Here is a 25,420-nt window from a genome sequence, read left to right on the forward strand (position 1 = left end):
CGTGATCCAGCGCGAGACTTCGGCCTCGGCACATCGACGCATCGACGGACCGGTGCGGACGTGTGTCGGTTGCCGAAAGCGAGAGTTGGCTGTCGAACTGCTTCGCGTGGTGGCTGCGTCGACCGGGAACGGCAATTACGCCGTGATCGTTGATGCAGCGGGTAACCTGCCGGGGCGGGGTGCGTGGCTGCATCCCGTACCGCAGTGCGCGAACCAAGCGATTCGGCGGCGAGCTTTCAGTCGAGCGCTGCGCATCGCCGGTTCACCGGACACCTCCGCGGTGGTCGAGCATGTCAATGCGCTCGGCTCACCCGGCAACAGAACAGGTAGCGAAGAACATGAGCACACCGTGAAGTCCCGATGACCATGCGTCATAGCTAACCCGAGGCGCGGCCTACCACCGCTGTCGCCTCATGGACAGGAGATGTAGTGGCAGGCAAGGCCCGCGTACACGAGTTAGCCAAGGAACTCGGTGTTACCAGCAAGGAAGTTCTCGCCCGGCTGAGCGAACAGGGCGAATTCGTCAAATCGGCATCGTCGACGGTGGAAGCGCCGGTTGCGCGCCGGCTACGGGAGTCGTTTGGCGGCGGCAAAGCCGCGCCAGACAAGACCGCAGCGAAAGCGGCCGGCAACGGCGCGGCGGCAAAGGCCCCCGCGAAGGCCGACACCGCCGCTGAGAAAGTCGACGGCCACAAACCGTCCGCACCGGCGGCCGCCGAGCCGCCCGCGCCCGCGGCCCCGCCGGCAGCCCAGGCTCCGGCCGCCGGCCAACCGCAAGCTGCCCCGCCTCCGACGCGGCCCGGCCCCACGCCTGGCCCGCGCCCGAGCCCGGCCCCGAAGCCGGCCGCGCGTACCCCGCGCGTCGGCAACAACCCGTTCTCGTCGGCCCAGCCCGTCGACCGGCCCATTCCTCGTCCGCAGGCACCTCGTCCCGGCGGGCCCCGGCCCGGCGCACCCCGCCCGGGCGCATCGCCCGGCAGCATGCCGCCTCGGCCGGGTGGAGCTCAAGGGCGCCCACCGCGTCCCGGCGCGCCGCGACCCGGCCCCGGCGGTCGGCCAGGCGCGCCCGCCGGCGGCCGCCCCGGCGGCGGTGGCGGCAACTATCGAGGCGGCGGCGGCGGCGGTGTCGGTGCCCCGCCCGGTGGCGGCTACCGTGGCCGTCCCGGCGGCGGCGGCGGTCGACCCGGTCAGCGCGGTGGCGCGGCCGGCGCGTTCGGCCGGCCCGGCGGCGCGCCTCGGCGCGGCCGCAAGTCCAAGCGGGCCAAACGCGCCGAATACGAAAACATGCAGGCGCCGGTGGTCGGTGGTGTGCGGCTGCCGCACGGCAACGGCGAGACGATCCGGCTGGCCCGCGGCGCGTCGCTGAGCGACTTCGCCGAGAAGATCGACGCCAACCCGGCCGCGCTGGTCCAGGCGCTGTTCAACCTCGGCGAGATGGTGACCGCCACCCAGTCGGTCGGTGATGAGACGCTCGAGTTGCTCGGCAGCGAGATGAACTACGTCGTGCAGGTGGTATCCCCCGAGGACGAGGACCGCGAGCTGCTGGAGTCCTTCGACCTTTCCTACGGCGAGGACGAGGGCACCGAGGAAGACCTGCAGGTGCGCCCGCCGGTGGTCACCGTGATGGGCCACGTCGACCACGGGAAGACCCGACTGCTCGACACCATCCGTCAGGCTAACGTCCGCGAAGCCGAGGCGGGCGGCATCACCCAGCACATCGGCGCCTACCAGGTCTCGGTGGACCTCGACGGCAACGAGCGGCTGATCACCTTCATCGACACCCCCGGTCACGAGGCGTTCACCGCCATGCGTGCCCGCGGTGCCAAGGCCACCGACATCGCGATTCTGGTGGTGGCCGCCGACGACGGCGTGATGCCGCAGACCGTGGAGGCCATCAACCACGCCCAGGCCGCTGACGTGCCGATCGTGGTGGCGGTCAACAAGATCGACAAGGAGGGCGCCGACCCGGCCAAGATCCGCGGGCAGCTCACCGAATACGGTTTGGTGGCAGAGGATTTCGGTGGCGACACGATGTTCGTCGACATCTCGGCCAAGCAGGGCACCAACATCGAGGCGCTGGAAGAGGCGGTGCTGCTGACCGCCGACGCAGCGCTGGACCTGCGGGCCAACCCCGATATGGAGGCCCAGGGCGTGGCGATCGAGGCGCACCTGGACCGCGGCCGCGGTCCGGTGGCCACCGTGCTGGTGCAGCGCGGCACGCTGCGGGTCGGCGACTCGATCGTCGCCGGCGACGCCTACGGGCGGGTCCGCCGCATGGTCGACGAACACGGCGACGACGTCGAGGAGGCGCTACCGTCGCGGCCGGTGCAGGTCATCGGCTTCACGTCGGTACCCGGCGCCGGTGACAACCTGCTGGTCGTCGACGAGGACCGGATCGCCCGCCAGATCGCCGACCGGCGCAACGCGCGCAAGCGCAACGCCATGGCCGCGCGCAGCCGCAAACGGATCAGCCTGGAGGACCTGGACTCGGCGCTGAAGGAAACCAGCCAGCTCAACCTGATCCTCAAGGGCGACAACGCCGGTACGGTCGAAGCGTTGGAAGAGGCGCTGCTGGGCATCCAGATCGACGACGAGGTGGCGCTGCGGGTCATCGACCGCGGTGTCGGTGGTATCACCGAAACCAACGTCAACCTGGCGTCGGCCTCGGACGCGGTCATCATCGGGTTCAATGTGCGAGCCGAGGGCAAGGCCACCGAACTGGCCAACCGCGAAGGCGTGGACATCCGCTACTACTCGGTGATCTACCAGGCCATCGACGAGATCGAGAGCGCGCTGAAGGGCATGCTCAAGCCGGTCTACGAAGAGGTGGAATTGGGCCGCGCGGAGATCCGGGCGCTGTTCCGCAGCTCGAAGGTCGGCCTGATCGCCGGCTGTCTGGTCACCTCCGGCGTGGTGCGCCGCAATGCCAAGGCCCGGCTGCTGCGGGACAACATCGTGGTCGCCGAGACCGCGACCGTGCAGTCGCTGCGCCGCGAGAAGGACGACGTGACCGAGGTGCGCGACGGCTACGAATGTGGTCTGACGCTGAGCTACAACGACATCAAGGAAGGCGACGTCATCGAGACCTACGAGTTGGTTGAGAAGGCCCGCGCCTGATGGCCGATCCGGCCCGTGCGCGACGATTGGCCAAGCGGATCTCGACGATCGTCGCCTCGGCGATCGAGTACGAAATCAAAGATCCGCGGTTGGCCGGGGTGACCATCACCGACGCCAAGGTGACCGCCGATCTGCATGACGCGACCCTGTTCTACACGGTGATGGGGCGCACCCTGGAGGACGAGCCGGACTACGGCGGTGCCGCCGCGGCGCTGGAAAGCGCCAAGGGTGTGTTGCGAACCAAGGTGGGCGCCGGTACCGGCGTGCGGTTCACGCCTACGCTGACGTTCAGCCGCGACACCGTGCCTGACGCGGCGCACCGGATGGAGGAGTTGCTCGCCCGTGCCCGCGCCGCCGACGCGGACCTGGCGCGGGTTCGCTCGGGTGCCGAGCCGGCTGGGGAGGCCGATCCGTATCGGGTAAGGGGCGGGGACTCAGACGCGGGAGACGCCGATGACGACGACCAACGCGACGACTGAGGCGGCCGTCGCCGGCCGGCGCGTCGACGCCGCCGCAGCCGCTGAGTTGCTGTCCGCTGCCGCCACGATCGGCGTGGTCTGCCACGTCTATCCCGACGCCGACACCATCGGCGCCGGTTTGGCGCTGGGGATCGTGCTGGACCAATCCGGCAAAGCGGTGCAGGTCGGTTTCGCCGCGCCGGCAGTGCTGCCGCAGTCGCTGCAGTCACTGCCCGGGGGTCGGCTGCTGGTCAGTCCCGAGGAGATGCGCCGTGACGTCGACCTCGTCGTGACCGTGGATATTCCGAGCATCAACCGGCTCGGTGGCCTGCGCGATATGGCCGGCGCGGACCGGGAGCTGCTGGTAATCGACCACCATGCATCCAATCAACTGTTCGGCACCGCGAATTTCGTTGACTCGATGGCGGATTCCACCACGATGCTGGTCGCCGAGTTGCTCGACGCGTGGTCCAAGCCGATCGACATCGAGGTTGCGCACTGCCTTTATGCGGGGCTGACGACCGACACCGGGTCGTTCCGCTGGGCCGGCGCCCGGGCGCACCGGTTGGCGGCACGGCTCATTGAGCTCGGTGTGGACAACGCCGCGATCAGTCGAGCGCTGATGGACACCCATCCGTTCAGCTGGCTGACGATGCTGTCCAAGGTGCTGGGTTCCGCCCAGCTGCTGCCCGACGCCGTCGGGGGCAGCGGGCTGGTGTATGCGGCGGTCGGGCATCAGGAGTGGGTCGGCGCACGCGCGGAGGAAGTCGAAAGCATCGTCGACATCGTGCGCACCACGTCGCAGGCCGAGGTGGCGGCGGTCTTCAAAGAGGTTGAGCCGCAGCAGTGGTCGGTGTCGATGCGAGCCAAAAAGGCGGTGGATTTGGCTGTTGTCGCGTCGACGTTCGGCGGTGGCGGGCACAAGCTGGCCGCGGGGTACTCGACCACCGGCACGATCGACGATGTGGTGGCCGCGCTGGTCGCCGCCTTCGCCTAGTACTGCGCGAGGGTGCGCACTTGTACGCGCAACGGCGAGAGAACACGGCATTCTGCGCACGCTCGCGAGGGAAGTGGCCATGACCGGTTCGCGACAAATCGCCGGCTTGGCGCTACCGGCGCTCGGTGTGCTTGCGGCCGAGCCGCTCTACTTGTTGTTCGACACCGCGATCGTCGGCCGGCTGGGTGCGCTGAGCCTGGCCGGACTGGCCATCGGTGGACTGATCCTCGCTCTCGTCGGTTCCGACCTGACGTTTCTGTCCTATGGCACGACAGCACGTTCGGCCCGCTATTTCGGTGCCGGCGACCGCCCCTCGGCGGTGGCCGAGGGCGTGCAGGCGACCTGGCTGGCGCTGGGTCTGGGCGCGCTGATCGTCGTGGTCGTGCAGGCCGCAGCGGTGCCGCTGGTCTCGGTGATCGCATCCGGCGGCGACATCGCCGATGCCGCACTGCCATGGCTGCGGATCGCCATTCTGGGCGCCCCGGCGATCCTCATCTCGTTGGCAGGCAACGGGTGGCTGCGCGGGGTCCAGGACACCGTGCGGCCGCTGGGCTACGTGGTCGCCGGTTTCGGGCTGTCGGCGCTGCTGTGCCCATTGCTGGTGTACGGCTGGCTGGGACTGCCGCGAATGGGGCTGGCCGGTTCGGCGCTGGCCAACCTGGTGGGCCAGTGGCTGGCCGCAGTGCTGTTCGGCCGCGCGCTGCTGGCCCAACGGGTGCCGCTGGGGCTCGACCGCGCCGTACTGCGAGCGCAGCTCGTGATGGGCCGCGATTTGATGGTGCGCACGCTGGCTTTTCAGGCCTGTTTCGTGTCGGCCGCCGCGGTGGCGGCGCGGTTCGGCGCCGCAGCGCTGGGTGCCCACCAGGTGGTGCTGCAGTTGTGGACGTTTCTGGCGCTTGTCCTTGATTCGCTGGCGATCGCGGCGCAGGCACTGGTGGGCGCGGCGCTCGGGGCCAACCGCGTCGAACATGCCAAATCGGTGGCCTTGCGGGTCACGGTGTTTTCGACGGTCGCTGCCGGAGCTCTGGCCGTGGCGTTCGCGGCCGGGGCGGCCGTGCTGCCTCAACTGTTCACCGACGACCATTCGGTGCTGGGCGCGATCGCTGTGCCATGGTGGTTTTTAGTTGCCCAATTACCTGTCGCCGGAATCGTTTTCGCGCTCGACGGGGTGTTGTTGGGTGCTGGCGACGCCGCCTTCATGCGTACCGCGACGGTGCTCAGTGCGCTGGTCGGTTTCCTGCCGTTGGTCTGGCTATCGCTGATGTTCGGTTGGGGGCTGGCCGGAATTTGGTCGGGACTGACCATGTTCATGGCGCTGCGGCTGCTCTTCGTGGGCTGGCGCGCGTTGTCGGGTCGCTGGGCCGTGACGGGCAGTTGAGCCGAAACCCGTTGGGCGGCAAACCGGCATCCGCCGCGCCGTAGGATCGGTGGGCGTGACCAGTCAGCGCGAGCGAATGCTCAGCGGCGCGCTCTACTACGCCAACGACCCCGAACTCGTCGCGAGCCGCAGAGCATGTCAGCGCCTGCTCGATGCGTTCAACGCGACGCAAGCCGACGACGACGAGCGACGGCAACAGCTGCTGACAGAGTTATTCGCTTCGCTGGGCGAAGGGGCGACGATACTGCCGCGATTCCAGTGCGACTACGGGACACAGATAAGCATCGGGGCGAACAGTTTCATCAACTACGACGCGATCATGCTGGATTGCGCACCGATCACCATCGGCGACGACGTTTCGATCGGTCCACGCACGCAGCTTGTCACGGCGCTGCATCCCGTCGAGGACCACGATGTACGACGGCAAGGCTGGGAGTCGGCGTCACCCGTGGTGATCGGCAACAACGTGTGGATTGCTACCGGCGTTATCGTCTGCCCCGGAGTAACCATCGGCGACAACTCGGTCATCGGAGCCGGCAGCGTCGTCATCAAGGACGTGCCGGCGAACGTGTTCGCCGCCGGCAACCCGTGCAGAGTGATCCGACAAATCTCCTAACTCAGCGCCGCCATCACCCGCTGGGTAGTGCGTCCAGCCACATGAAGCCGGCTACGGCAAAGCAGACGACAACTATCGCCAGGGCGCTCGCCGGCCAGATCCACATCACCCAACGGCGCACACCGGCAACGGTCGCGCCGATCCCGGCCAGCAGAACGGCGACGGCGACTCCCGTCCAGATCACCGTGACGCCACCCATCACCCGATGGTCGAGACGTGCAATGTCGGGGCTGTCGCAGTTGTCACTGCAGATCGGCATCATCATCCACAACGACGGCACCAGGGACACCGCCACCGAGAACACGCTTGCCATCAGCAGCGCCGTGAACAGCACGACGGTCGCGATGGTGTCCGCGGCCGATCGCCGTCGAACGACGGGTGGCCCACCAGGCGGCGGCCACCCATAACCGGGGACGTTTCCGCTGTACGGGTCGGGCGTCATGTTCTGCTCAGCGCACCTGCGCACGGCCCCGCTGCAGCACCGCCTCCCGGTTGCCGGCGATGTCGTCGCCGGTCGCGGTGCTCATCCACTGTTTGGCCGCGCTCGCTTCCAGCCATAACCCGGTGGCAGTCTGCGACTCGTCGATGCGGTGGTAGGACGCCAGCAAGGCCCGCACCGCGTTCTGGTTGTTGCCCGCGATCGAGGCCGCTACCTGCCGGGCAGCGGTGAGCAGCTCGTCGTGGGCAACCACCTCGGTGACCAGCCCGACTCGCAGCGCGTCGGATGCGGACAGGTAGTCACCGGTCAGGCTCATCCGCCGGGCCAGGCCGACACCCACCTTCTGCGGTAGCCGCACGCTCAACCCCCAGGTGGGCAGCAGACCGACCCGGGCGTGGGTATCGGCGAACCGGGCATGTTCTGACGCGATCAGAATGTCGCAATACAGCGCCAACTCCAGCCCGCCGGTCACGGCCGCGCCATTGATGGCGCCGATCACCGGCTTGCTCATCGCCGGCCAGCGCGGCGAAATATCCGGCAACGCCGACTGTCCGCCCAGCTCTTTGAGGTCCAGCCCCGCGCAGAACACCGGGTCGGCCCCGGTGACGATCACGACGTCGACGGCGTCGTCGGCCTCGGCCTGGGCCAGCGCAGTGAAGAATCGGTCCCGCAGCGCCGTCGACAGCGCATTGCGGGATTCGGGACGGTTCAAAGTCAGGACGCGGATCCGCTCGGCGGTGTCGATCAGCAAGACTTCGGTCATCGCATCACCGTAACCAGTGCCGGCGCACCTATCGTGAGGGGTATGTGCCGGAACATCACCGAACTGCGCGGCCTCGAACCGCCGGCCACGGCCGTCGAGGTCGAAGCCGCGGCGCGCCAATACGTCCGCAAAATCAGCGGCATCGCGCGGCCGTCGCCCGCCAACATCGAGGCATTCGAGGCGGCGGTCGCACAGGTCGCCACCGCGACGGCGCAACTGCTCGACGCGCTGCCGGCGCGGCGCCAGCCTCCCAAAAGCGTCCCGCCGCTGCGCCGACCCGAAGTGGTTGCCCGGCTGGCGGCGCGATGACCCAAACCGCAACGATGCCGGCGCTCAAGGAGTGGAGCGCGGTCGTGCACGCGCTGCTGGACGGCCGGCAGCAAGTGTTGTTGCGCAAGGGCGGGATTCACGAAAAGCGCTTCGACGTCGCGGCCAGCGAGTTCGTCTTGTTCCCGACGGTCGCGCACAGTCACACACCGCGGGTCCGCCCTGAACACCAAGATCTGCTCGCGCCCGCGACCGCGGACAGTACCGACGACCTTGTAATCGTTCGGGCGGCGGCGAAAGTTGTTGCGGCGCTGCCGGTCAACCGGCCCGACCAACTCGATGCGATCGAGGATCTGCATATCTGGACCGCCGAGTCAGTGCGGGCGGATCGGCTGGACTTCCGGCCCCGGCATCGCCTGACGGTACTGGTCGTGCAGGCTCTCCCGTTGGCGAAGCCGCTCCAACTGGCCCGCACTCCGGAGTTCGCGGGCTGCACCAGTTGGGTGCATGTTCCGGTGACCCCGGCATTGGCTGAACCGGTGTACGACGAGACCGCGCTACGCCTGGTCGCCGCCCGGGTGCGCGACGCCGTCGGATGACGACGTCTGGTCGACCAGCACTGCGCCGTCGGGTCGATTACCCAAGGTCTGCAGGGGCATGTCCGCACCGCCTACGGTGTTCCGGATGATGTCGGCCAGCTGCGGTGCCGCATCGCACTGGACGTAGTGGTCTGCGGTCGGCACGATCCAGTAGCGGTTACGTCCGGGCTTGTCTTTGAGAAATCTCTGCCAGACGAAGTTCGCCACTCGCAGCGGGGCCACATTGTCATGACAGCCCCAGACCAGACTGGTGTTGACGTCGCTGCGGGAAAGTGCCGTCAGCCAATTGGTTTCGTCGGCGGCGCGCTCATGCAGGTATTGAATCGTGTCCGGGAGCACGGCGATACCGTCGTTGTACGCGAAACATTGCGCCAACGCGCTGATTTCGGGATCCTCGAGAGTTCGTCGCGGCATGAACGTCGTCGCACCCATGCCGGCGGCCAGCATCTCCGGCGTTGTGGCGCGCGCTGTGTCGCGCGCGGTCGCGGGGTCGAGCAGCGCCTTTTGGAATGCGGTGAGATTGGCCAGGGGCAGATAGATGTTGGCGTTGGTCAAGATTACTTCGGCGGGTGGGATCGGCTGCTGCGCGGCGGCGATCATCTCCAGCGCAATCATGCCGACGCTGGTGCCCCGGTCATGGGTGAGCATCGCGTAGCGCTTCAGTCCCCAGACGTCCGCGATCGCATGGATCAGCAAACGGGCATCGTCGTAGAGCGAATACACGTGCGGCGCGGGCGGCTTGTCGGAGATTCCGTAACCCGGGAAGTCCAGCAGGAAGATCTCGAACTCGGCGCCCAGTTCCCGCGTCAAGGCGTAGTAGTCGATGCTGGACGTCGGAAACCCGTGAACACACACCAGCGCCGGGGCCCCCGGCGTGCCGCAGCGGCGGGTGAAGACCGTGACGTCGGCTCCGCTGTTGGCGGCCGTCGACGACCGCCAACGGATTTCGGTGCCGCCGCTGTGCCAGTCATCGAAGATACTCATCGGCTGATCCGGAGAGGCACACCTGCCGCGGCGGCGTTAGAAGACGTAGTAGGGAGAAAGCTCGTTGGCCCGTTGCAGGTTGGTGGACGGGCAGTCCACGTCGGGTTCGGAATAGACCGTCGAGTAGAACAGCGCCTGCTGGATCAGCCCGTAACTGGTCTTGAACGCCACCATGCAGGAGACGTACCAGTAGCTGTTGTGATAGGTCGGCTTCAAGATCCAGTACTGCGCAACACGGTGGCCGTTGACGGTGGTCTCGAGTGCGTCGGCCGGCAGCGTCTGGTCATAGTTGCGCCAGATGATCGGTTCGACGGCCAGCTGGTAGTTTCCGGCGTCGTATTGACAGCGCAGCCCCTCTTGGGGCTCCGGCGGGGTGAACGACAGGCCGAGCCGCTGGACGACATCGAACGGAACGTCATTGCACGGGTCGAAGGGGCTCGGATCAGTGGTCGCGATGATCGGGCTTTTCATCGTGCTGGCCGGCGACATCGGCATTCCGGTGGAGCGCAGCTGCACCGTTTCGTTAGCGGCGCCCGGCGGGGGTGCACTCTGCCAAACCACGACGACGGCCATCACCAACGCACCCAGCGCGGCGATCAGGCGCACTTTGGCGACCACAACACCCCTTCCGATCCGCTGGCTATTGCGTGGGAGTGTACAAGTCGCGACAGTGTGCCGATAGCAGAAACGAGAACCTGTTCTAGTCCGGTGTGCCGGCCGGTGGTTAGGCTGGTGAGTCGTGGCAACTCGGCAGGGCGCGGCGCAACCCACGTTGTGGGCTGTTTCTGACCTGCACACCGGCCATCAAGGCAACAAGCCCGTCACCGAATCACTGCACCCGTCGTCGCCCGAGGATTGGTTGATCGTCGCCGGCGACGTCGGCGAGCGCACCGACGATATTCGCTGGTCGCTGGATCTGCTGCGGCGACGGTTCGCCAAGGTGATCTGGGTGCCCGGCAATCATGAGCTGTGGACCACCGGCAAGGACCCGGTGCAGGTCTTCGGCCGCGCCCGTTACGACTACCTGGTCCACATGTGCGACGAGATGGGCATCGTCACCCCGGAGCATCCGTTCCCGGTCTGGACCGAGCGGGGCGGCCCCGCCACGATCGTGCCGATGTTCCTGCTCTACGACTACACCTTCCTGCCGGAGGGCGCGACCAGCAAGGCCGAAGGGCTGGCCATCGCGCGGCAACGCAATGTGGTGGCCACCGACGAGTTCCTGCTGTCGTGCGAGCCGTACGGCACCCGGGACGCCTGGTGCCGCGATCGGCTGGCCGCCACCCGCAAGCGCCTCGACGAGCTCGACTGGATGACGCCGACGGTGCTGGTCAACCACTTCCCGCTGGTGCGCGACCCCTGCGATGCGCTGTTCTACCCGGAGTTCTCGCTGTGGTGCGGCACCACCGAGACCGCCGACTGGCACACCCGTTACAACGCCGTGTGTTCGGTCTACGGTCATCTGCACATCCCGCGCACCACCTGGTACGACGGGGTGCGCTTCGAGGAGGTGTCGGTCGGCTACCCGCGGGAATGGCGACGCCGCAAGCCGTACAGCTGGCTGCGTCAGGTGCTGCCCGAGCCGCAGTACGCGCCGGGCTATCTCAACGATTTCGGGGGTCATTTCGTCATCACCCCCGAGATGCGGGAGCAGGCCGAGAAGTTCCGGGAACGTACCCGCCAGCGGCAGTCGCGATGACGGCCGGGATGCTGTTGTCGTCGGTGCTGCCCGACGACGCCGGGAACCTCGCGTCGGCCGAGCTCTACGCTGACCCGCCCGGCCTGACGCCGATGCCCGAAGAGGAGCCGTTGATCGCGCGGTCAGTCGTCAAGCGGCGTAACGAGTTCACCACCGTTCGGCATTGCGCCCGGGTCGCGCTGGGCGAGCTCGGATTGCCACCGGCACCGATTCTCAAGGGCGACAAGGGCGAGCCCTGCTGGCCCGGCAGCGTGGTGGGAAGTCTGACGCACTGTGCGGGGTTCCGCGGAGCGGTGGTTGCCCGCCGTTCGGCGGTGCGCTCGGTGGGCATCGACGCCGAACCGCACGACGTGCTGCCGGACGGCGTGCTGGGTTCGATCGCGCTGCCCGAGGAGCGTCATGAAATTACGGCCTTGCCGGACGGCTTGCACTGGGACCGAATCCTGTTCTGCGCCAAGGAAGCCACCTACAAGGCCTGGTTTCCGTTGACCAAACGGTGGCTTGGTTTCGAAGACGCCCACATCGTGTTCGATGTCGACCCGTCGGACGCAACGGCCGGCGACTTCGTCTCCAAAATTCTGATCGACGGGGCCGCGCTGTCCGGCCCGCCGCTGACGGTGCTGCGGGGACGGTGGTCGGTTGACCGTGGGTTGGTGCTCACGGCCATCGTGTTATGAGCACCGGGCCGGGCATCGTCGTGGTCGACAAACCGGCCGGCATGACCAGCCATGACGTGGTCGCACGTTGCCGCCGGATTTATGCGACCCGAAGAGTGGGGCATGCCGGGACGCTGGACCCGATGGCGACCGGCGTGCTGGTGATCGGTGTCGAGCGCGCGACCAAGATCCTCGGGCTGCTCACAGCGACGTCGAAGTCCTATGCCGCCAGCATTCGCCTGGGCCAGTCGACGTCCACTGAGGACGCGGAAGGTGAACTGCTGCACGCGGTTTCCGCGCAACACGTCACCGATGACGCGATCGCCACCGCGGTCGGGCGGCTGCGCGGCGACATCATGCAGGTGCCGTCGGCGGTCAGCGCAGTCAAAGTCGACGGCCGGCGGGCCTACCGGCTGGTTCGCGAAGGCCGGACCGTCGAGTTGGCCGCCCGGCCGGTACGCATCGACCGGTTCGACATGCTGGCCGCGCGCCGCGCCGGTGAGTTGATCGATCTCGATGTCGAGGTGGACTGCTCGTCGGGGACCTACATCCGCGCGCTGGCCCGCGATCTCGGAGCGGCGCTGGGCGTGGGCGGGCATTTGACCGCACTGCGGCGCACCCGGGTCGGGCGGTTCGGGCTGGCTCAGGCCCATACCCTCGACGAACTGGCCGAGCAGCCGCGGCTGAGCCTGGACCTCGACCAGGCCTGCCTGCTGATGTTCCCGCCTCGCCGGCTCAGCGACGAGGAGGCCGAGGCGGCCCGCAATGGCCGGCCCCTGACACCGGCCGGTATCGACGGCGTCTATGCCGCGGCTGCCGACGACGGCCGGGTGATCGCACTGCTGCGCGACGACGGACCGAGGACGAAATCGGTCGTCGTGATTCGCCCCGCCACGCTGTAGCCGGTTGTCCGCCACCGGCATGATTGCGGTATGACCGCCGCCGTGATCGCGAAAATCGAGACTGTCCCGTTGCGTATCCCGCTTCGCGCAGGCAGCACGCCGGGCGCGTCTCTGTGGGGCGAGAAGTTGTCTGCTGCTCATTCACTGCTCGTCAAGGTGACTACCCGGGACGGAATGGAAGGCTGGGGCGAAGCTTTCGGTTACGGCGCAGTGGATTCGGCCCGACTCGCCGTCGATGAATTGATCGCGCCGTTGTGCGTCGGCCAGGACGCCACACGCATCGCACCTCTGATGTTGGAGGTGCAGAAGACGTTGCACGTCTTAGGCCGTGGGGGGCCTGTGACCTATGGACTCTCGGCGGTGGACATCGCATTGTGGGATATCGCCGGCAAACGCGCCAACGCGCCCATGTCTGAACTTCTCGGCGGTGGCGCGCGTGCGTTGCCCTGCTATGCAAGCTTGGCCTGCTATGACGAGCCGGCCCTGGTCCGCGCTGTGGTTCGGCAAGCCGTGGACGCCGGCTTTCACGCGATCAAGCTTCATGAGTCGGACTTGGCGGCGATCTTGGCAGCCCGCGCCGAAGCCGGTCCTGGCGTCGAGTTGATTGCCGATGTCGGCTGTGCCTGGACGTTGGCACAAGCGCGTGCCGCGGTCGACGAACTGAAGACGGTCGGACTGAAATTCCTTGAGGAGCCTCTCTGGCCGCCGGAGAATTTCGATGGTCTCGCCGAGCTGCGGAGACTCAGTGGCATCCCGATTTCATCCGGAGAGAACGTCGCCACGCTCATGGAGTTCGAACGGATGCTCGCGGCGCAGGCGGTCGACTTCGTTCAGCCGAGTCCCGCCAAGATGGGCGGAATCACCGAACTGTGCAAGGTGTTTCCGCTGGCGGCTGCCCGCAACGTCCCGGTGATGACGCACTCCTTCTACGATGGTCCGGGGTTGCTCGCGGCGATCCATGTGACTGCGGCGCTCGGTGGTGCCGATGCGATGATCGAGTGGCGCCGGTTCGATCTGGAAGCATCGATCTACGGCGAGGCGCTGTCTGCGAACGGGGGACAGGTTTCGGTCCCGCTGGGGCCGGGCCTGGGCCTCGACCCCGATCCTGCGGTCATCAGCGCCTACCGACGATAGCCGGCACGATCTGAGACGCCGGTCGGCGAGTTGGGCTGCCGACCGCCTGGAGTTGCGGACGCGTGAACCGTACGCTGTGCCAATGACAAACAAGGTTTACGTGGTCGGCGTCGGCATGACGAAGTTCGAGAAGCCGGGACGACGCGAAGGCTGGGACTACCCCGACATGGCGCGCGAGTCGGGAACCAACGCGCTGGCCGATGCCGGGATTCGCTATGACGAGGTCGAGCAGGGCTACGTCGGTTATGTCGCCGGCGATTCGACGTCGGGGCAGCGGGCGCTCTACGAGCTGGGCATGACCGGAATCCCGATTGTCAACGTGAACAACAACTGCTCCACCGGCTCGACGGCGCTTTACCTGGCGGCGCAGGCGATCCGGGGCGGGCTTGCCGACTGCGCCATCGCCCTCGGCTTCGAGAAAATGCAACCCGGTTCGCTGGGCGGGGGTGCCCAGGACCGTGAATCGCCGATGGGCAGGCACGTCAAGGCGATGGCCGAGATCGACGAGTTCGCGATGCCCGTCGCGCCGTGGATGTTCGGCGCAGCCGGCCGCGAGCACATGCGTCAATACGGCAGCACCGCAGAGCATTTCGCCAAGATCGGCTACAAGAACCACAAGCACTCGGTCAACAACCCGTTCGCGCAATTCCAGGAGTCGTACACGCTGGACGACATCCTGGCGGCGCGGATGATCTCCGATCCGCTGACCAAGCTGCAGTGTTCGCCGACCTCGGACGGTTCGGGCGCGGCGATTCTGGCCAGCGAGTCGTTCGTCGACCGACACGATTTGGCCGGCCAGGCGACCGAGATCGTCGGCCAGGCGATGACCACCGACTTCGGCTCCACCTTCGACGGCACCGCCAAAGCGCTCATCGGCTACGATATGAATGTGCAAGCCGCACAACAAGTTTATGAACAATCTGGGCTTGGCCCGGAAGACTTCCAGGTCATCGAGCTGCATGACTGCTTCTCGGCCAACGAGCTGCTGCTCTACGAGGCGTTGGGCCTGTGCGGCGAGGGCGAGGCGCCCAAGCTGATCGACAACGGTGACACCACCTATGGCGGACGCTGGGTGGTCAACCCGTCCGGCGGCCTGATCTCCAAAGGCCACCCGCTGGGCGCGACGGGTTTGGCGCAGTGCGCCGAATTGACCTGGCAGCTGCGTGGCAGCGCCGACAAGCGCCAAGTCGACAACGTCAGCGCGGCGCTACAACACAACATCGGCCTGGGCGGCGCCGCCGTCGTCACCGCCTATCAGCGGGCCGAGCGATAGGTCACCCGTTACGGTTCCGCGGAGTCCGGCTGATCTTGTCCAGTGCGCGTTCGGTTGGGCCGGCCTCGCGCAGCATGATCGACCCCGCGACGTCATCGAGGGCGGCCTGCTGCAGATGCGACAGCAGTCTGATTGCCAGCGGGCGCGCGCGAGCCGCATCATCGGCGAGCAAACCCCAGTCGGGCGTGGCGAACTTCGACGATACGAACGGTTCCCAGACGTCCTCGGCATAGGGGCGCAGGATCGCTTCGGCGATCGCATGTTGGTGCGCGTTGACCTTCGAAAGGGCAGCAACCATACGTTCGAGTGAAATGCCCACGCTCACAAGCCCTTCGAGCAGGTTCAGCGCCTCCGCGTCGCGCACAGTCACCGTGTCGCCGTCCGCGTCGGCAATCAAGTCGAGCTTTGCGAGTTGTGTCGCGGCGTCGGGCCCCAGTCGCTCGTCGAGCTGCAGTTGCGTGATCGTGGCCGAATCGGTCGTCGCGAACGGCCGCAAGACCTCGGCCGCGAGGTGCTGGATGTCGGCTTTGCTGCCAGTGTTCGTGTCGATCATTCGGCGGATCAAGTCGAGCGGGAAGCCCTCCGAATGCAGCTTCTTGACCCGTTCGATGCGTGCCACGTGCTCGTCGGAGTAGATGCCGATCCGTCCGCGGCGGGACGGGGGCGGCAGCAGGCCCTGGCGTTGCCACTCCCGAATGTTGCGCGAGGACATGGAAACGCGTTGCGCGAGCTGATCGATCGTCATCTCCATCGGACAGCATCCTAACCCTATTGTCTGTTACAGAAATGTCCGTTACGGTTGATTCTGCATAGTTAGGCTGCGGAAACGGAGAAGCAGTGACGCTCAAGTACGACGCTTTGCTAGCGACGACGACGGCGAAACCGATCGTCAGAAGCCTGTACACGAACTTCCACGTGGATCTAGCCGCAAAGGTCAACCGCGCCGCCTATCGGGCTATCCCGGAGACGTCGTTCGACCCCTTCGACCCCGCGACCGCGGCGAACCCCTATCCCGGGTACCGCGAGCTGCTGCGCGGGTCGCGGGTCCGGTACAACCGCCGACGCAACATCTTCATCTTGAGCCGCTACGACGATGTGCGCGCCGCGGCCCGCAGCGACGGGATGCTTTCGAACAGGGAAGGGGTGACGCGCACCCGGTTCGACGTTCCGGTGCTGCTGAACATGGATCCACCACGTCACACCGAGTTGCGGCGCAAGGTGCAGCCCGCGTTCGCGCGCGGAGCGCTCGGTAGTTGGCAGCCGACGGTGGATCGGCTGGCGAGCGAACTGGTCAGCGAGCTGCTGGCCAATGCGGGTTCTGACGTGGTGCAACGGCTGGCCGTACCGCTGCCGATGCGGATGATCGCGCACGTCCTGGGGATCCCGCCGCAGGACGAGGAGTTCTTCCGGTACTGGTCTAACGAGGCAGTCCGGGTGGCCAATATCCAGTTGACCCCGAGGGGGTTGTGGCAGATTTTGCCCACCCTCAACGGCGTGCGTCACCTGCACGCGTACTTTTGCAGCCGATTCGAAAATGGCGAACTGTTGGCATCCGACACGCTGTTGGGCCGACTGGTAGCCGATGCCGAAGGCGGCGAGATCACCCGCGACGAGCTGTTCCATTTCGCGTTACTGCTGCTGCTGGCCGGCAACGAGACCACCACCAACCTGCTGAGCACGATGTTTCTGACGCTGTCGGAGAACCCGGATCAGTTCGAGCTGATCCGTTCCGATCCCGACGCTCTGGTGGGCAGCGCCATCGAAGAACAGCTGCGCTATTCGTCTCCGATCCAAGGCTTCTACCGCACCGCGACGACCGATTACCGGGTGGGCGACGCCACCATTCCGGCGGGCGCACGGGTGCTTTTGCTATGGGGCGCGGCCAATCGTGACCCCCGGCAGTTCGATGATCCCGATTCCTTTGTCCCGTCGCGAAATCCCTCGCATGTGGCGTTCGGTTCGGGCATCCATCTGTGTCTGGGAGCGGGGCTGGCGCGAATGGAGGCCAAAGCCGTGCTGCGCGAACTCATCGATCGGGTAGGCGCCATCGAGGTGATAGGCACACCGAGTTGGACCACTAACAGCGCGCTGCGTGGCCTGGCGGAGATGCAAGTGGTGCTCAGGCCGCTCTGATCGGTTGAACCCATACCCTCGGCTGCTTACCGCCCAGCTCTAACATTCAGGTTAGAATGTATTTTTATCCTCGGTAGGCGGTATGCTGCGTCTGGCAACGTGATACCGGTCGGAAAGCGGGTGCGGTCGGAGTGGCGACAGAGGTCGACGGGCGGCGCGTGCGGCGCACCCAGGCCGAGCGCAGCGCTGCGATGCGGACGCGCTTGTTGGACGCGACCGTGGAGTGCCTGGTGTCCTACGGATATGCCGGGACCACGACGCCGCGGGTCGCGGAGATGGCGGGTGTTACCCGAGGTGCCCAGATTCATCATTTTCGGTCGAAGGAAGACCTGGTCGTTGCCGCGATCGAGCACCTGGCGCAGCAGCGCGCTCAGGGTGCCATCCGAGAACTGGGCCGCGTCAAAGCGAGTCCGGATCCAATATCCACGGTGCTGGACTTTCTGTGGGAGGCACACCAGGGGCCGATGTTTGTTGCGACTATGGAACTTTGGGTCGCCGCCCGGACTGATCCGGTGTTGGCCCAACAGATCGAACGTGTAGAGCCCGTCGTCAACAGCACGCTGATCTCCGCGATCGCGCAGCTGGTGCCGGACCAGCCGGCGCAAAAGGAAATCCGCAACGTCGTCTACACCGCGATGGACGCGCTGCGGGGGATCCTGGTTGCGAGTTTCGTCGACCGGGACACCGAACGCGCGCGGAGACGCTGGGAACGGGCATGTCAGCACCTGCGCGCGCTCATGGCCGACGTCTTACCGGCCGAAACAATCGACTAGCTGTTCGCACGCTCGAGTAGCACGGCCCGCCGGACCCAATTGCAAAGATACAATCAAGCCTGTATGTTTCTGTTTCGGCGGCCCGGTCCCGATTGATAGGAGCGCAATGGCGAACAAGGTGTATGTGGTCGGCGTCGGCATGACGAAGTTCGAGAAGCCGGGCCGGCGCGAGGGGTGGGATTACCCGGACATGGCGAAGGAATCCGGAACCAAAGCGCTCGAAGACGCGGGTATCGCGTACGCCGAAGTCGAGCAGGGCTATGTCGGCTACGTCTATGGCGAATCCACGTCTGGTCAACGGGCACTTTATGAGTTGGGCCTGACCGGCATCCCGGTCGTCAACGTCAACAACAACTGCTCGACCGGCTCGACCGCGCTCTATCTTGCCGCTCAGGCCATTCGCGGTGGATTGGCCGACTGCACCATCGCACTCGGATTCGAGAAGATGAAGCCAGGTTCGCTGGGGTCGATGTACGACGACCGAACCCAGCCGATGGACAAACACATCATGGCGATGGCCGAGATTTCCGAGGTGCTGTTTCCCCCGGCGCCGTGGATGTTCGGTGCGGCCGGTCGCGAACACATGAAGCAATACGGCACCACCGCCGAACATTTCGCCAAGATCGGCCATAAAAACCATCTGCATTCGGTCAACAACCCCTACGCGCAGTTCCAGGAGTCCTACACCCTCGAAGACATCATGGGTTCCCGAATGGTCTACGACCCGCTGACCAAGCTGCAGTGCTCGCCGACTTCTGACGGTTCGGGAGCCGCGATCTTGGCCAGTGAGGATTTCGTCGACAGGCACGGGTTGGCGGGGCAGGCGGTGCAGATCGTCGGGCAGGCAATGACCACCGACTTCGCGTCGACGTTCGACGGCACCTGCAAGAACCTGATCGGCTACGACATGAATGTGCAAGCCGCCCAACGGGTCTACGACCAATCCGGACTGGGGCCGGAGGATTTCCAGGTGATCGAGTTGCATGACTGCTTCTCTGCCAACGAATTGCTGCTGTACGAAGCGCTGGGGCTGTGCGGCGAGGGTGAAGCCCCCAAGCTGATCGACAACGGTGACACCACGTACGGCGGGCGGTGGGTGGTCAACCCCTCCGGCGGCTTGATCTCCAAGGGGCATCCACTGGGCGCGACCGGCTTGGCGCAGTGCGCCGAACTCACCTGGCAGCTCCGCGGTGCCGCTGACAAGCGACAGGTCGACGGCGTCACTGCCGCGTTACAGCACAACATCGGCCTCGGCGGCGCCGCCGTCGTGACTGCCTATCAACGAGCAGATCGGAGCAACTGAACATGGGACACATCGAAGCCACTCGAGAACTGAGCGCCGACCCGCAAGCGTTGTGGGAGACCGTCTCGGATCTGGCGAACTGGGACAAGTGGTTCAGCGTGCACGAGAAGTGGCTGGAGGAACCGCCCGCCACCCTGACGCCCGGAGCGAAACTGACCGCCAAGATCGTCATGCTCGGGATGGCCAACAAGATCGAGTGGACGATCGAATCGGTCGACGCTCCTGCCCATCTGGTGCTCGGCGGCACCGGGATGGCGGGTGTCAAAGCGCAGTTCACCTTCACCATCGAACCGGCAGGCGCCGGCTCCAAGTTCACCGTTTCCGGTGATTTCGAGGGTGCGCTGATCAAGGGCGCGCTGGGCAAGGCAGTGGAGAAGGACGGCATCAAGCAACTCGACAAGACGCTCGATCAGCTCGACGCGTTGGCCTCGGCGTCGGCATGACCGAAGCGTTGGAGTTCGACGACACCGGACTAGACCGCTGGACCGACGACGAGCACTTCGAGGTGACCCGGGAGCGGCTCGCCGAATACGCGGCGGCGAGCAATGATCCGATCGCGGCGCACCGCAACGGCGACGTCGCGCCGCCGGTGTTCGCGATTGTGCCGGTCTTCGAGGCGCTGCTCACCCCGGCCGTCGACGTCATGCCAGTCGAGGCTATCCCGCGAATCGTGCACGGGGAACAGGATTTCCACTTCCACCGGCCGATCCGCCCGGGCGACAAGCTGGTTTCGCGCGGCAAGATGATCGGTTACCAGGGCCTGGAAAAGGGCACCCGAGCCGCGATCCTGCTCGAATGCCGAACCGAGGACGGCGAGCTGGTCAACGAACAGTACGTCACCACGTTCGTGCGGGGCTTCAATGTCGGCAAGGCCGTCGGCGAGCTCAGTCCTGACCACAAGTTCGACGACAGCTTGCGCGAGCGGGCAGCGGCGGCCAAGGTCGTGCAGCATATCGACGCCGACCAGACGTTCCGCTACTCCCCGGCGGCCGGCGACCCGATGCCGATCCATCTCGACGAGGAGGTCGCGAAGGATGCCGGACTGCCCGGAATTATCGCCCACGGCTTGTGCACGATCGCGTTCACCTCGTGGGCGGTGCTCACCGAGCTTGCCGACTCGGATGTCAACCGGCTCAAGCGGTTCGCGGTCCGGTTCGCCAAGCCGGTGCTGCCTGGTGACGATCTGGAAACGCGGATCTGGGAGAAGGGCAGCGACAACGGAGTCACCCGCTATGCATTCGAGACCACGCGCGGTGACGACTTCGTCATCACCGACGGTCTTGCCGAGATCATTGAGGAGAAGTGATGGGTGCACTGGAGGGACGGGTAGCGGTGATCACCGGAGCCGGCCGCGGGATCGGGCGCGAGCACGCGCTGCTGTTCGCCGGCGAGGGAGCCAAGGTCGTCGTCAATGACCTTGGCGGCAGCAACACCGGCGAGGGAGCGGACAGCGGCCCAGCGGCCGACGTGGTGGACGAGATCATTGCCGCCGGAGGTACCGCGGTCGCCAACACCGAGAACATCGCGACCTGGGATGGCGCGGAAAGCGTTGTCCGGCAGGCGGTCGACGAATTCGGTCGGCTCGACGTGCTGGTCAACAATGCCGGGATTTTGCGGGACTCGTTCATCGCCGGCATGGAGGAGGCACAGTGGGACGCGGTCATCGCGGTGCACCTGAAGGGTCACTTCGCGATGTTGCACCATGCGGCGGCGTACTGGAAGGCGCAGTCCAAAGCCGGGGATCAGCCCAACGCGGCGGTGATCAACACCGCATCGGGTTCCGGAGTAACGCTGGCCAATGCGGGGCAAGCCAATTACGGCTCGGCCAAGGCGGCGATTGCGGCGCTGACCCTCATTGCCGCCGAGGAGTTGGATCGCTACGGAGTGCGGGTCAATGCGATCGCACCGATCGCGCGGACCCGGCTCACCCTGGCCACCCCCGGCATGGGTGAGCTGATGGGCGAACCGGATGAAGGTGAGCTGGATCTGTTCAGCCCGGCCAACATCTCGCCGCTGGTGGCCTACCTGGTGACGGACAAGTGCCCGATCACCGGCAAGGTGTACGCCGTGCAGGGCGGTGCCATCTCGGCGCTGAAGGGATGGCACGACACCGAAACCATCGAAACAGATGGGCCGTGGCTCATCGACGACATCGCGGCGAGGTTGCCATGATCGAATGGTCCGACACCGACATCATCATGCGGGATACAGTGCGCGAGTTCATCGACAAAGAGATTCGCCCCCATCTGGATGGGTTGGAAAGCGGTGAACTGTCGCCATATCCGATCGCCCGCAAGCTGTTCAGCGAATTCGGCTTGGATGTGATGGCTGCCGAAGCGGTCAAGACGATGCTGGACAAACAGCGTACGAAGGAGGCGGCGATCGCCGCCGGCGAGGAGCAGACCAAGAAGCGGGATGGCACGTCGGGCGGTCTGGGGGAGCTAGGTGCCCAGGCGTCGATGGCCGCGGTGCTGGTCTCCGAACTTGCCGGGGTCAGCATCGGGTTGTTGAGCACACTCGGCGTCAGCCTCGGGCTGGGGGCGGCGACGATCATGAGCCGCGGCACACTGGCCCAAAAGGAGCGCTGGCTGCCGGAGTTGATGACGCTGGAGAAGATCGCGGCCTGGGCCATCACCGAACCCGACTCCGGCTCGGATGCGTTCGGCGGAATGAAGACCACCGTCAAGCGCGACGGGGACGACTACATCCTCAACGGGCAGAAGACCTTCATCACCAACGGCCCGTACGCCGATGTGCTGATCGTTTACGCCAAGCTCGATGACGGCTCCGTCGACCGCCGCAACCGGCCCGTGCTGACCTTCGTCCTCGACTCCGGAACGGAGGGACTCACACAGGGCAAGCCGTTCAAGAAGATGGGCATGATGTCCTCGCCGACCGGCGAGCTGTTCTTCGACAACGTGCGGCTGACACCAGATCGGCTGCTCGGTGAGACTGAACAACACACCGGTGGGGACGGACGGGAAAGTGCGCGCGCCAATTTCGCGGCCGAACGGCTGGGGGTGGCGTTGATGGCATTGGGCATCATCAACGAATGCCATCGGCGCTGCGTCGATTACGCCAAAACCCGTACTCTGTGGGGCAAGGAGATTGGGCAACTCCAGTTGATCCAATTGAAGCTGGCCAAGATGGAAGTCGCGCGGATCAACGTGCAGAACATGGTGTTCCAGACACTGGAGAAGGCACAGGCGGGCAAGGTGCCTTCACTGGCGGAGGCTTCAGCGATCAAACTCTACTCGTCCGAAGCAGCGACCGATGTCGCGATGGAGGCGGTCCAGCTATTCGGTGGCAATGGTTATATGGCCGAGTACCGCGTCGAACAGCTTGCGCGCGATGCGAAGTCGCTGATGATCTACGCGGGCAGCAACGAAGTGCAGGTGACCCACATCGCCAAGGGGCTGCTCACCGCATGATCACTGCGAACCGGGTGACCTACAACGGTGTAGGTACCCGGGTGTTATCCGTAGCCGGTAACGGGACGCCGGTCGTGCTGTTACACGGCTACGCCGACAGCGCCGACACCTGGCGAGGTGTGCTGACTCGGCTCGAGACGGCGGGACGGCGCGCGTTTGCGGTCGACCTACCAGGGTTCGGGCAGGCCGGCCCGCGCCGGTCCGGAGCGCTGGTGCCGCAGTTCGACGGATTCGCCGACGCGGTGCTTGCCGAGTCGGGTCCGGCTGTGCTGGTCGGCAACTCACTCGGCGCGGCCACTGCGGTCCGGGCCGCGGCCCGCAGACCTGAAGTAGTCAAGGGCCTCGTTGCGCTGGATGATCCGCTTGGTGCCCGGCACTGGCTGGCCAGGCTCGCGCGGCGCCGCGAGATACCGGAGGTGTTCTGGTCGCGTGCCGGCCGGATCCGGATACCACGCTCAGCGCTGCGCTGGTCAGTACGCCGTGCCATACCGAAGGTCCTTTACGGACCTGGGGTGATCGCCGATCCCGCGGTGATCGCATATTGGGCGCAGCTGTTTTCGCAGGGCTCAGACGTTGCGACACTGGGCCGGTACGCTTTTCAGTACGCCTACGAAACCTCAGCGGGACATGACACCGTTCGGGTCACCTGTCCGGCGGTAATCGTGCACGGCGCGCGAGATCGGATCATTCCGGTGCACTCGAGCCGAACGCTGCACCGACAAATCCCAGGAAGTGAGTTGGTCATCCTGCCGCGATCGGGGCACTGCCCGCAACTCGACAACCCGGCCGAAGTGGTCCGCCTCATCACCCAACTACTGGAGCGGGCCGGCAATCATGTCGAAAGGACCGGATAGGTGGGCATTTGGCAGCGAGCGGCGGATCGACTCGCCGCGGTACGTGTGCTGAGCCGCGGCGGCATGGTCGAGCCGCTGCGGCCCGACCGGGCGTTGCACGCCTTCCTGGCGCTCAAACGCTACGGACCGTTCGCCGGCATGGTCCAGCACGCCGCCGCCCGCTACGGCAACGCGCCGGCGCTCACCGACGAATGGGGCACCGCCAGTTTCGCCGACCTGGGCGCCACTTCAAACGCGTTGGCCAGGGGATTGCAAGCGCACGGCGTCGACTCGACCACGGTGATCGCAGTGCTCTACCGCAACCACCGCGCCATCATGCTGGCGCTGAGCGCGGCGAACAGCATCGGCGCGCGGGTGGTGTTGATGAACACCGGCTTCGCCGGACCACAACTGGCCGACGTCTGCGCGCGGGAAAGGATCAGCGTCGTGCTCGCCGACGATGAATTCGACGGGCTGCTGGAAACGTTGCCCGCGACCATCCGGCGGTTCACCCTCGACGAGCTGATCCGCGACCGGTCGGCGGGTGCACTGCCCTCCCCGCCACGGGCCGGCGGCATGGTGTTGCTGACCAGCGGCACCACCGGCACCCCGAAAGGCGCACCCCGCAACCGGATTGACCCGCTGCAAACCGCCCAGCTGCTCGACCGGGTCCCCTGGCCGGCTCGAGGCGTCTACCATGTGGCCGCCCCGTTGTTCCATGCGACGGGTTTGGCGACGTGTGCGCTTGGCCTGGCGCTCGGCAACCGTATCGTGCTGGCGCGGCGATTCGATCCGGAGTCGACGCTGAAGTCCGTCGCCGAGCATCGTGTCGGTGCGCTGATCCTGGTTCCCACCATGCTGCAGCGCATCCTCGACCTGGATCAAGAAATCCTCGAACGGTACGACACCTCATCACTGAACGTGGTTTTCGCCGCGGGTTCTGCGCTGTCTCCGGACGTGTGCCGCCGCACCGCCGAGGCATTCGGCGATGTGCTGTACAACCTGTACGGGTCCACGGAAGTGGCGGCCGCCGCTATCGCGACACCGCAGGAACTGCGTGCGGCTCCGGGCACCGTCGGCCGCCCCCCGCTCGGGTGCCGGCTCGCCTGCTACGACGACGATCGCCACCGCATCACCGAACCCGGCCGGGTCGGCACACTGTTCGTGTCGAGCGGGTTGTCGTTCACCGGATACACCGACGGCGGAAACAAGGAGATCGTCGACGGGCTGCTGTCCACCGGGGACACCGGACATTTTGACGAATCCGGCCTGTGGTTCGTCGACGGACGGGATGACGACATGATCGTTTCCGGCGGCGAAAATGTCTTTCCGCTCGAAGTCGAGAATCTGCTCGCTGACCATCCCGATATCGCCGAGGCGGCCGTCGTCGGTGTCGATGACGTCGACTTCGGAAAGCGGCTGCGCGCCTTCGTCGTTGCCGCGCCGAACTGCAAACCAGATGCCGACGCAATCAAGACGTATGTGCGGTCCCAGCTGGCCCGGCACAAGATCCCGCGTGACGTGGTGTTCGTAGCGGAGTTGCCGCGCAACGAAACCGGCAAGGTGCTGCGAAACCAGCTGGTCGAGAGGTAGCACCAGGAAGTGTCCGAAAGCATCAAATGAATGTCTGATTTGCGCATTCCGAGCCGCGGCCACCGGCCGTAG

The 25,420-nt window shown here is 66.1% G+C and carries 27 protein-coding genes; 22 read left to right on the forward strand and 5 right to left on the reverse strand.

Translation table 11 applies throughout. The features are described 5' to 3' along the window. Positions 1–109 precede the first annotated feature (109 nt). The 6 genes from AC5Y42_RS07670 (at position 110) to AC5Y42_RS07695 (ending at position 6,566) form a co-directional block, all read left to right on the forward strand. Positions 110–364 (forward strand): YlxR family protein, encoded by a 255-nt coding sequence (locus tag AC5Y42_RS07670; RefSeq protein WP_499897555.1) that lies wholly within the window; start codon positions 110–112, stop codon positions 362–364. A gap of 65 nt (positions 365–429) precedes the next feature. After that, positions 430–3,117 (forward strand): translation initiation factor IF-2, encoded by a 2,688-nt coding sequence (infB, locus tag AC5Y42_RS07675; RefSeq protein ID WP_499897041.1) that lies wholly within the window; start codon positions 430–432, stop codon positions 3,115–3,117. Further along, complete coding sequence (gene rbfA, locus AC5Y42_RS07680; RefSeq protein ID WP_499897042.1) at positions 3,117–3,596, forward strand: 30S ribosome-binding factor RbfA; 480 nt, start codon at positions 3,117–3,119, stop codon at positions 3,594–3,596. The genes infB and rbfA overlap by 1 nt, the downstream gene beginning before the upstream one ends. Next, on the forward strand, positions 3,571–4,572 hold the full coding sequence (locus tag AC5Y42_RS07685) for a DHH family phosphoesterase (protein ID WP_499897044.1): 1,002 nt from the start codon (positions 3,571–3,573) through the stop codon (positions 4,570–4,572). Before rbfA ends, AC5Y42_RS07685 begins: the two co-directional genes overlap by 26 nt. Positions 4,573–4,651: 79 nt before the next feature. After that, positions 4,652–5,950 carry an MATE family efflux transporter gene (locus tag AC5Y42_RS07690; protein WP_499897045.1) on the forward strand — a complete coding sequence of 433 codons (1,299 nt, stop codon included), beginning with the start codon at positions 4,652–4,654 and terminating at the stop codon, positions 5,948–5,950. Positions 5,951–6,005: 55 nt separating this feature from the next. Next, complete coding sequence (locus AC5Y42_RS07695) at positions 6,006–6,566, forward strand: sugar O-acetyltransferase (protein WP_499897047.1); 561 nt, start codon at positions 6,006–6,008, stop codon at positions 6,564–6,566. A gap of 13 nt (positions 6,567–6,579) precedes the next feature. On the opposite strand, the gene AC5Y42_RS07700 is transcribed toward AC5Y42_RS07695, so the two are convergent. Both AC5Y42_RS07700 and AC5Y42_RS07705 read right to left on the reverse strand, forming a co-directional pair. Then, positions 6,580–7,008 carry a hypothetical protein gene (locus AC5Y42_RS07700; protein WP_499897049.1) on the reverse strand — a complete coding sequence of 143 codons (429 nt, stop codon included), beginning with the start codon at positions 7,006–7,008 and terminating at the stop codon, positions 6,580–6,582. 7 nt (positions 7,009–7,015) lie between these two features. Continuing rightward, positions 7,016–7,768 carry an enoyl-CoA hydratase gene (locus tag AC5Y42_RS07705; RefSeq protein WP_499897051.1) on the reverse strand — a complete coding sequence of 251 codons (753 nt, stop codon included), beginning with the start codon at positions 7,766–7,768 and terminating at the stop codon, positions 7,016–7,018. A 42-nt stretch (positions 7,769–7,810) separates the two neighbouring features. On the opposite strand from AC5Y42_RS07705, the gene AC5Y42_RS07710 reads away from it, so the two are divergent. Then, complete coding sequence (locus AC5Y42_RS07710; RefSeq protein WP_499897053.1) at positions 7,811–8,077, forward strand: DUF2277 domain-containing protein; 267 nt, start codon at positions 7,811–7,813, stop codon at positions 8,075–8,077. Continuing rightward, the gene (locus tag AC5Y42_RS07715) at positions 8,074–8,634 is read left to right on the forward strand and encodes a DUF1802 family protein (RefSeq protein WP_499897055.1); all 561 of its coding nucleotides are present in this window, start codon (positions 8,074–8,076) and stop codon (positions 8,632–8,634) included. The genes AC5Y42_RS07710 and AC5Y42_RS07715 overlap by 4 nt, the downstream gene beginning before the upstream one ends. Here AC5Y42_RS07715 and AC5Y42_RS07720 read toward each other — a convergent pair. Both AC5Y42_RS07720 and AC5Y42_RS07725 read right to left on the reverse strand, forming a co-directional pair. After that, positions 8,593–9,618, reverse strand: a complete 1,026-nt coding sequence (locus AC5Y42_RS07720; protein WP_499897057.1) for an alpha/beta fold hydrolase — start codon at positions 9,616–9,618, stop codon at positions 8,593–8,595. The two genes, AC5Y42_RS07715 and AC5Y42_RS07720, sit on opposite strands and share 42 nt — an antisense overlap. Positions 9,619–9,654: 36 nt before the next feature. Then, positions 9,655–10,191, reverse strand: coding sequence for a DUF3558 domain-containing protein (locus AC5Y42_RS07725; protein ID WP_499897557.1), 537 nt, complete (start codon positions 10,189–10,191; stop codon positions 9,655–9,657). 166 nt (positions 10,192–10,357) lie between these two features. On the opposite strand from AC5Y42_RS07725, the gene pptH reads away from it, so the two are divergent. The 5 genes from pptH (at position 10,358) to AC5Y42_RS07750 (ending at position 15,282) form a co-directional block, all read left to right on the forward strand. Beyond that, the gene (pptH, locus tag AC5Y42_RS07730) at positions 10,358–11,317 is read left to right on the forward strand and encodes an ACP phosphodiesterase PptH (RefSeq protein WP_499897059.1); all 960 of its coding nucleotides are present in this window, start codon (positions 10,358–10,360) and stop codon (positions 11,315–11,317) included. After that, entirely contained in the window at positions 11,314–11,994 is a 681-nt protein-coding gene (gene pptT, locus AC5Y42_RS07735; RefSeq protein WP_499897060.1) for a 4'-phosphopantetheinyl transferase PptT, read from the forward strand. Before pptH ends, pptT begins: the two co-directional genes overlap by 4 nt. Next, positions 11,991–12,875: a tRNA pseudouridine(55) synthase TruB gene (gene truB, locus AC5Y42_RS07740; protein WP_499897061.1), complete on the forward strand. Its 885-nt coding sequence runs from the start codon at positions 11,991–11,993 to the stop codon at positions 12,873–12,875. Before pptT ends, truB begins: the two co-directional genes overlap by 4 nt. 30 nt (positions 12,876–12,905) lie before the next feature. Continuing rightward, positions 12,906–14,009, forward strand: coding sequence for a mandelate racemase/muconate lactonizing enzyme family protein (locus AC5Y42_RS07745; protein ID WP_499897063.1), 1,104 nt, complete (start codon positions 12,906–12,908; stop codon positions 14,007–14,009). An 82-nt stretch (positions 14,010–14,091) separates the two neighbouring features. Then, positions 14,092–15,282 carry a lipid-transfer protein gene (locus AC5Y42_RS07750; protein WP_499897064.1) on the forward strand — a complete coding sequence of 397 codons (1,191 nt, stop codon included), beginning with the start codon at positions 14,092–14,094 and terminating at the stop codon, positions 15,280–15,282. 1 nt (position 15,283) lies between these two features. On the opposite strand, the gene AC5Y42_RS07755 is transcribed toward AC5Y42_RS07750, so the two are convergent. Next, the gene (locus AC5Y42_RS07755; RefSeq protein ID WP_499897065.1) at positions 15,284–16,033 is read right to left on the reverse strand and encodes a MerR family transcriptional regulator; all 750 of its coding nucleotides are present in this window, start codon (positions 16,031–16,033) and stop codon (positions 15,284–15,286) included. Positions 16,034–16,119: 86 nt separating this feature from the next. Here AC5Y42_RS07755 and AC5Y42_RS07760 point away from each other — a divergent pair, with 86 nt between their 5' ends. The 9 genes from AC5Y42_RS07760 (at position 16,120) to AC5Y42_RS07800 (ending at position 25,348) form a co-directional block, all read left to right on the forward strand. Further along, entirely contained in the window at positions 16,120–17,415 is a 1,296-nt protein-coding gene (locus AC5Y42_RS07760) for a cytochrome P450 (RefSeq protein ID WP_499897067.1), read from the forward strand. 191 nt (positions 17,416–17,606) lie between these two features. Further along, positions 17,607–18,188: a TetR/AcrR family transcriptional regulator gene (locus AC5Y42_RS07765; protein ID WP_499897558.1), complete on the forward strand. Its 582-nt coding sequence runs from the start codon at positions 17,607–17,609 to the stop codon at positions 18,186–18,188. Positions 18,189–18,294: 106 nt separating this feature from the next. Further along, on the forward strand, positions 18,295–19,491 hold the full coding sequence (locus tag AC5Y42_RS07770) for a lipid-transfer protein (RefSeq protein ID WP_499897069.1): 1,197 nt from the start codon (positions 18,295–18,297) through the stop codon (positions 19,489–19,491). Between the two features lie 2 nt (positions 19,492–19,493). Further along, positions 19,494–19,934, forward strand: a complete 441-nt coding sequence (locus AC5Y42_RS07775) for a type II toxin-antitoxin system Rv0910 family toxin (RefSeq protein WP_499897070.1) — start codon at positions 19,494–19,496, stop codon at positions 19,932–19,934. Beyond that, positions 19,931–20,797: a MaoC/PaaZ C-terminal domain-containing protein gene (locus AC5Y42_RS07780; protein ID WP_499897071.1), complete on the forward strand. Its 867-nt coding sequence runs from the start codon at positions 19,931–19,933 to the stop codon at positions 20,795–20,797. Before AC5Y42_RS07775 ends, AC5Y42_RS07780 begins: the two co-directional genes overlap by 4 nt. Then, a complete protein-coding gene (locus tag AC5Y42_RS07785; protein ID WP_499897073.1) occupies positions 20,797–21,663 on the forward strand; it encodes an SDR family oxidoreductase in 867 nt (288 codons plus the stop codon). The genes AC5Y42_RS07780 and AC5Y42_RS07785 overlap by 1 nt, the downstream gene beginning before the upstream one ends. Then, entirely contained in the window at positions 21,660–22,922 is a 1,263-nt protein-coding gene (locus AC5Y42_RS07790; protein WP_499897074.1) for an acyl-CoA dehydrogenase family protein, read from the forward strand. Before AC5Y42_RS07785 ends, AC5Y42_RS07790 begins: the two co-directional genes overlap by 4 nt. Then, positions 22,919–23,776 (forward strand): alpha/beta fold hydrolase, encoded by an 858-nt coding sequence (locus AC5Y42_RS07795; protein WP_499897075.1) that lies wholly within the window; start codon positions 22,919–22,921, stop codon positions 23,774–23,776. The genes AC5Y42_RS07790 and AC5Y42_RS07795 overlap by 4 nt, the downstream gene beginning before the upstream one ends. Next, positions 23,777–25,348, forward strand: a complete 1,572-nt coding sequence (locus AC5Y42_RS07800; protein WP_499897077.1) for an acyl-CoA synthetase — start codon at positions 23,777–23,779, stop codon at positions 25,346–25,348. It begins immediately after the preceding gene. Positions 25,349–25,420 lie beyond the last annotated feature (72 nt).

This window comes from Mycobacterium sp. NGS48, from assembly GCF_059812585.1.

What these genes read in the sequence shown, in the direction of transcription:
- truB (WP_499897061.1), top strand. Translation starts at nt 11,991, where the DNA reads ATGAGCACCGGGCCGGGCATCGTCGTGGTCGACAAACCGGCCGGCATG.
- AC5Y42_RS07710 (WP_499897053.1), top strand. Translation starts at nt 7,811, where the DNA reads ATGTGCCGGAACATCACCGAACTGCGCGGCCTCGAACCGCCGGCCACG.
- AC5Y42_RS07785 (WP_499897073.1), top strand. Translation starts at nt 20,797, where the DNA reads ATGGGTGCACTGGAGGGACGGGTAGCGGTGATCACCGGAGCCGGCCGC.
- AC5Y42_RS07755 (WP_499897065.1), bottom strand. Translation starts at nt 16,033, where the DNA reads ATGGAGATGACGATCGATCAGCTCGCGCAACGCGTTTCCATGTCCTCG.
- AC5Y42_RS07700 (WP_499897049.1), bottom strand. Translation starts at nt 7,008, where the DNA reads ATGACGCCCGACCCGTACAGCGGAAACGTCCCCGGTTATGGGTGGCCG.
- AC5Y42_RS07720 (WP_499897057.1), bottom strand. Translation starts at nt 9,618, where the DNA reads ATGAGTATCTTCGATGACTGGCACAGCGGCGGCACCGAAATCCGTTGG.
- AC5Y42_RS07775 (WP_499897070.1), top strand. Translation starts at nt 19,494, where the DNA reads ATGGGACACATCGAAGCCACTCGAGAACTGAGCGCCGACCCGCAAGCG.
- AC5Y42_RS07770 (WP_499897069.1), top strand. Translation starts at nt 18,295, where the DNA reads ATGGCGAACAAGGTGTATGTGGTCGGCGTCGGCATGACGAAGTTCGAG.
- AC5Y42_RS07715 (WP_499897055.1), top strand. Translation starts at nt 8,074, where the DNA reads ATGACCCAAACCGCAACGATGCCGGCGCTCAAGGAGTGGAGCGCGGTC.
- AC5Y42_RS07725 (WP_499897557.1), bottom strand. Translation starts at nt 10,191, where the DNA reads ATGGCCGTCGTCGTGGTTTGGCAGAGTGCACCCCCGCCGGGCGCCGCT.
- AC5Y42_RS07685 (WP_499897044.1), top strand. Translation starts at nt 3,571, where the DNA reads ATGACGACGACCAACGCGACGACTGAGGCGGCCGTCGCCGGCCGGCGC.
- AC5Y42_RS07790 (WP_499897074.1), top strand. Translation starts at nt 21,660, where the DNA reads ATGATCGAATGGTCCGACACCGACATCATCATGCGGGATACAGTGCGC.
- AC5Y42_RS07780 (WP_499897071.1), top strand. Translation starts at nt 19,931, where the DNA reads ATGACCGAAGCGTTGGAGTTCGACGACACCGGACTAGACCGCTGGACC.
- pptT (WP_499897060.1), top strand. Translation starts at nt 11,314, where the DNA reads ATGACGGCCGGGATGCTGTTGTCGTCGGTGCTGCCCGACGACGCCGGG.
- AC5Y42_RS07795 (WP_499897075.1), top strand. Translation starts at nt 22,919, where the DNA reads ATGATCACTGCGAACCGGGTGACCTACAACGGTGTAGGTACCCGGGTG.
- AC5Y42_RS07765 (WP_499897558.1), top strand. Translation starts at nt 17,607, where the DNA reads ATGCGGACGCGCTTGTTGGACGCGACCGTGGAGTGCCTGGTGTCCTAC.
- AC5Y42_RS07705 (WP_499897051.1), bottom strand. Translation starts at nt 7,768, where the DNA reads ATGACCGAAGTCTTGCTGATCGACACCGCCGAGCGGATCCGCGTCCTG.
- AC5Y42_RS07750 (WP_499897064.1), top strand. Translation starts at nt 14,092, where the DNA reads ATGACAAACAAGGTTTACGTGGTCGGCGTCGGCATGACGAAGTTCGAG.
- AC5Y42_RS07690 (WP_499897045.1), top strand. Translation starts at nt 4,652, where the DNA reads ATGACCGGTTCGCGACAAATCGCCGGCTTGGCGCTACCGGCGCTCGGT.
- AC5Y42_RS07745 (WP_499897063.1), top strand. Translation starts at nt 12,906, where the DNA reads ATGACCGCCGCCGTGATCGCGAAAATCGAGACTGTCCCGTTGCGTATC.
- rbfA (WP_499897042.1), top strand. Translation starts at nt 3,117, where the DNA reads ATGGCCGATCCGGCCCGTGCGCGACGATTGGCCAAGCGGATCTCGACG.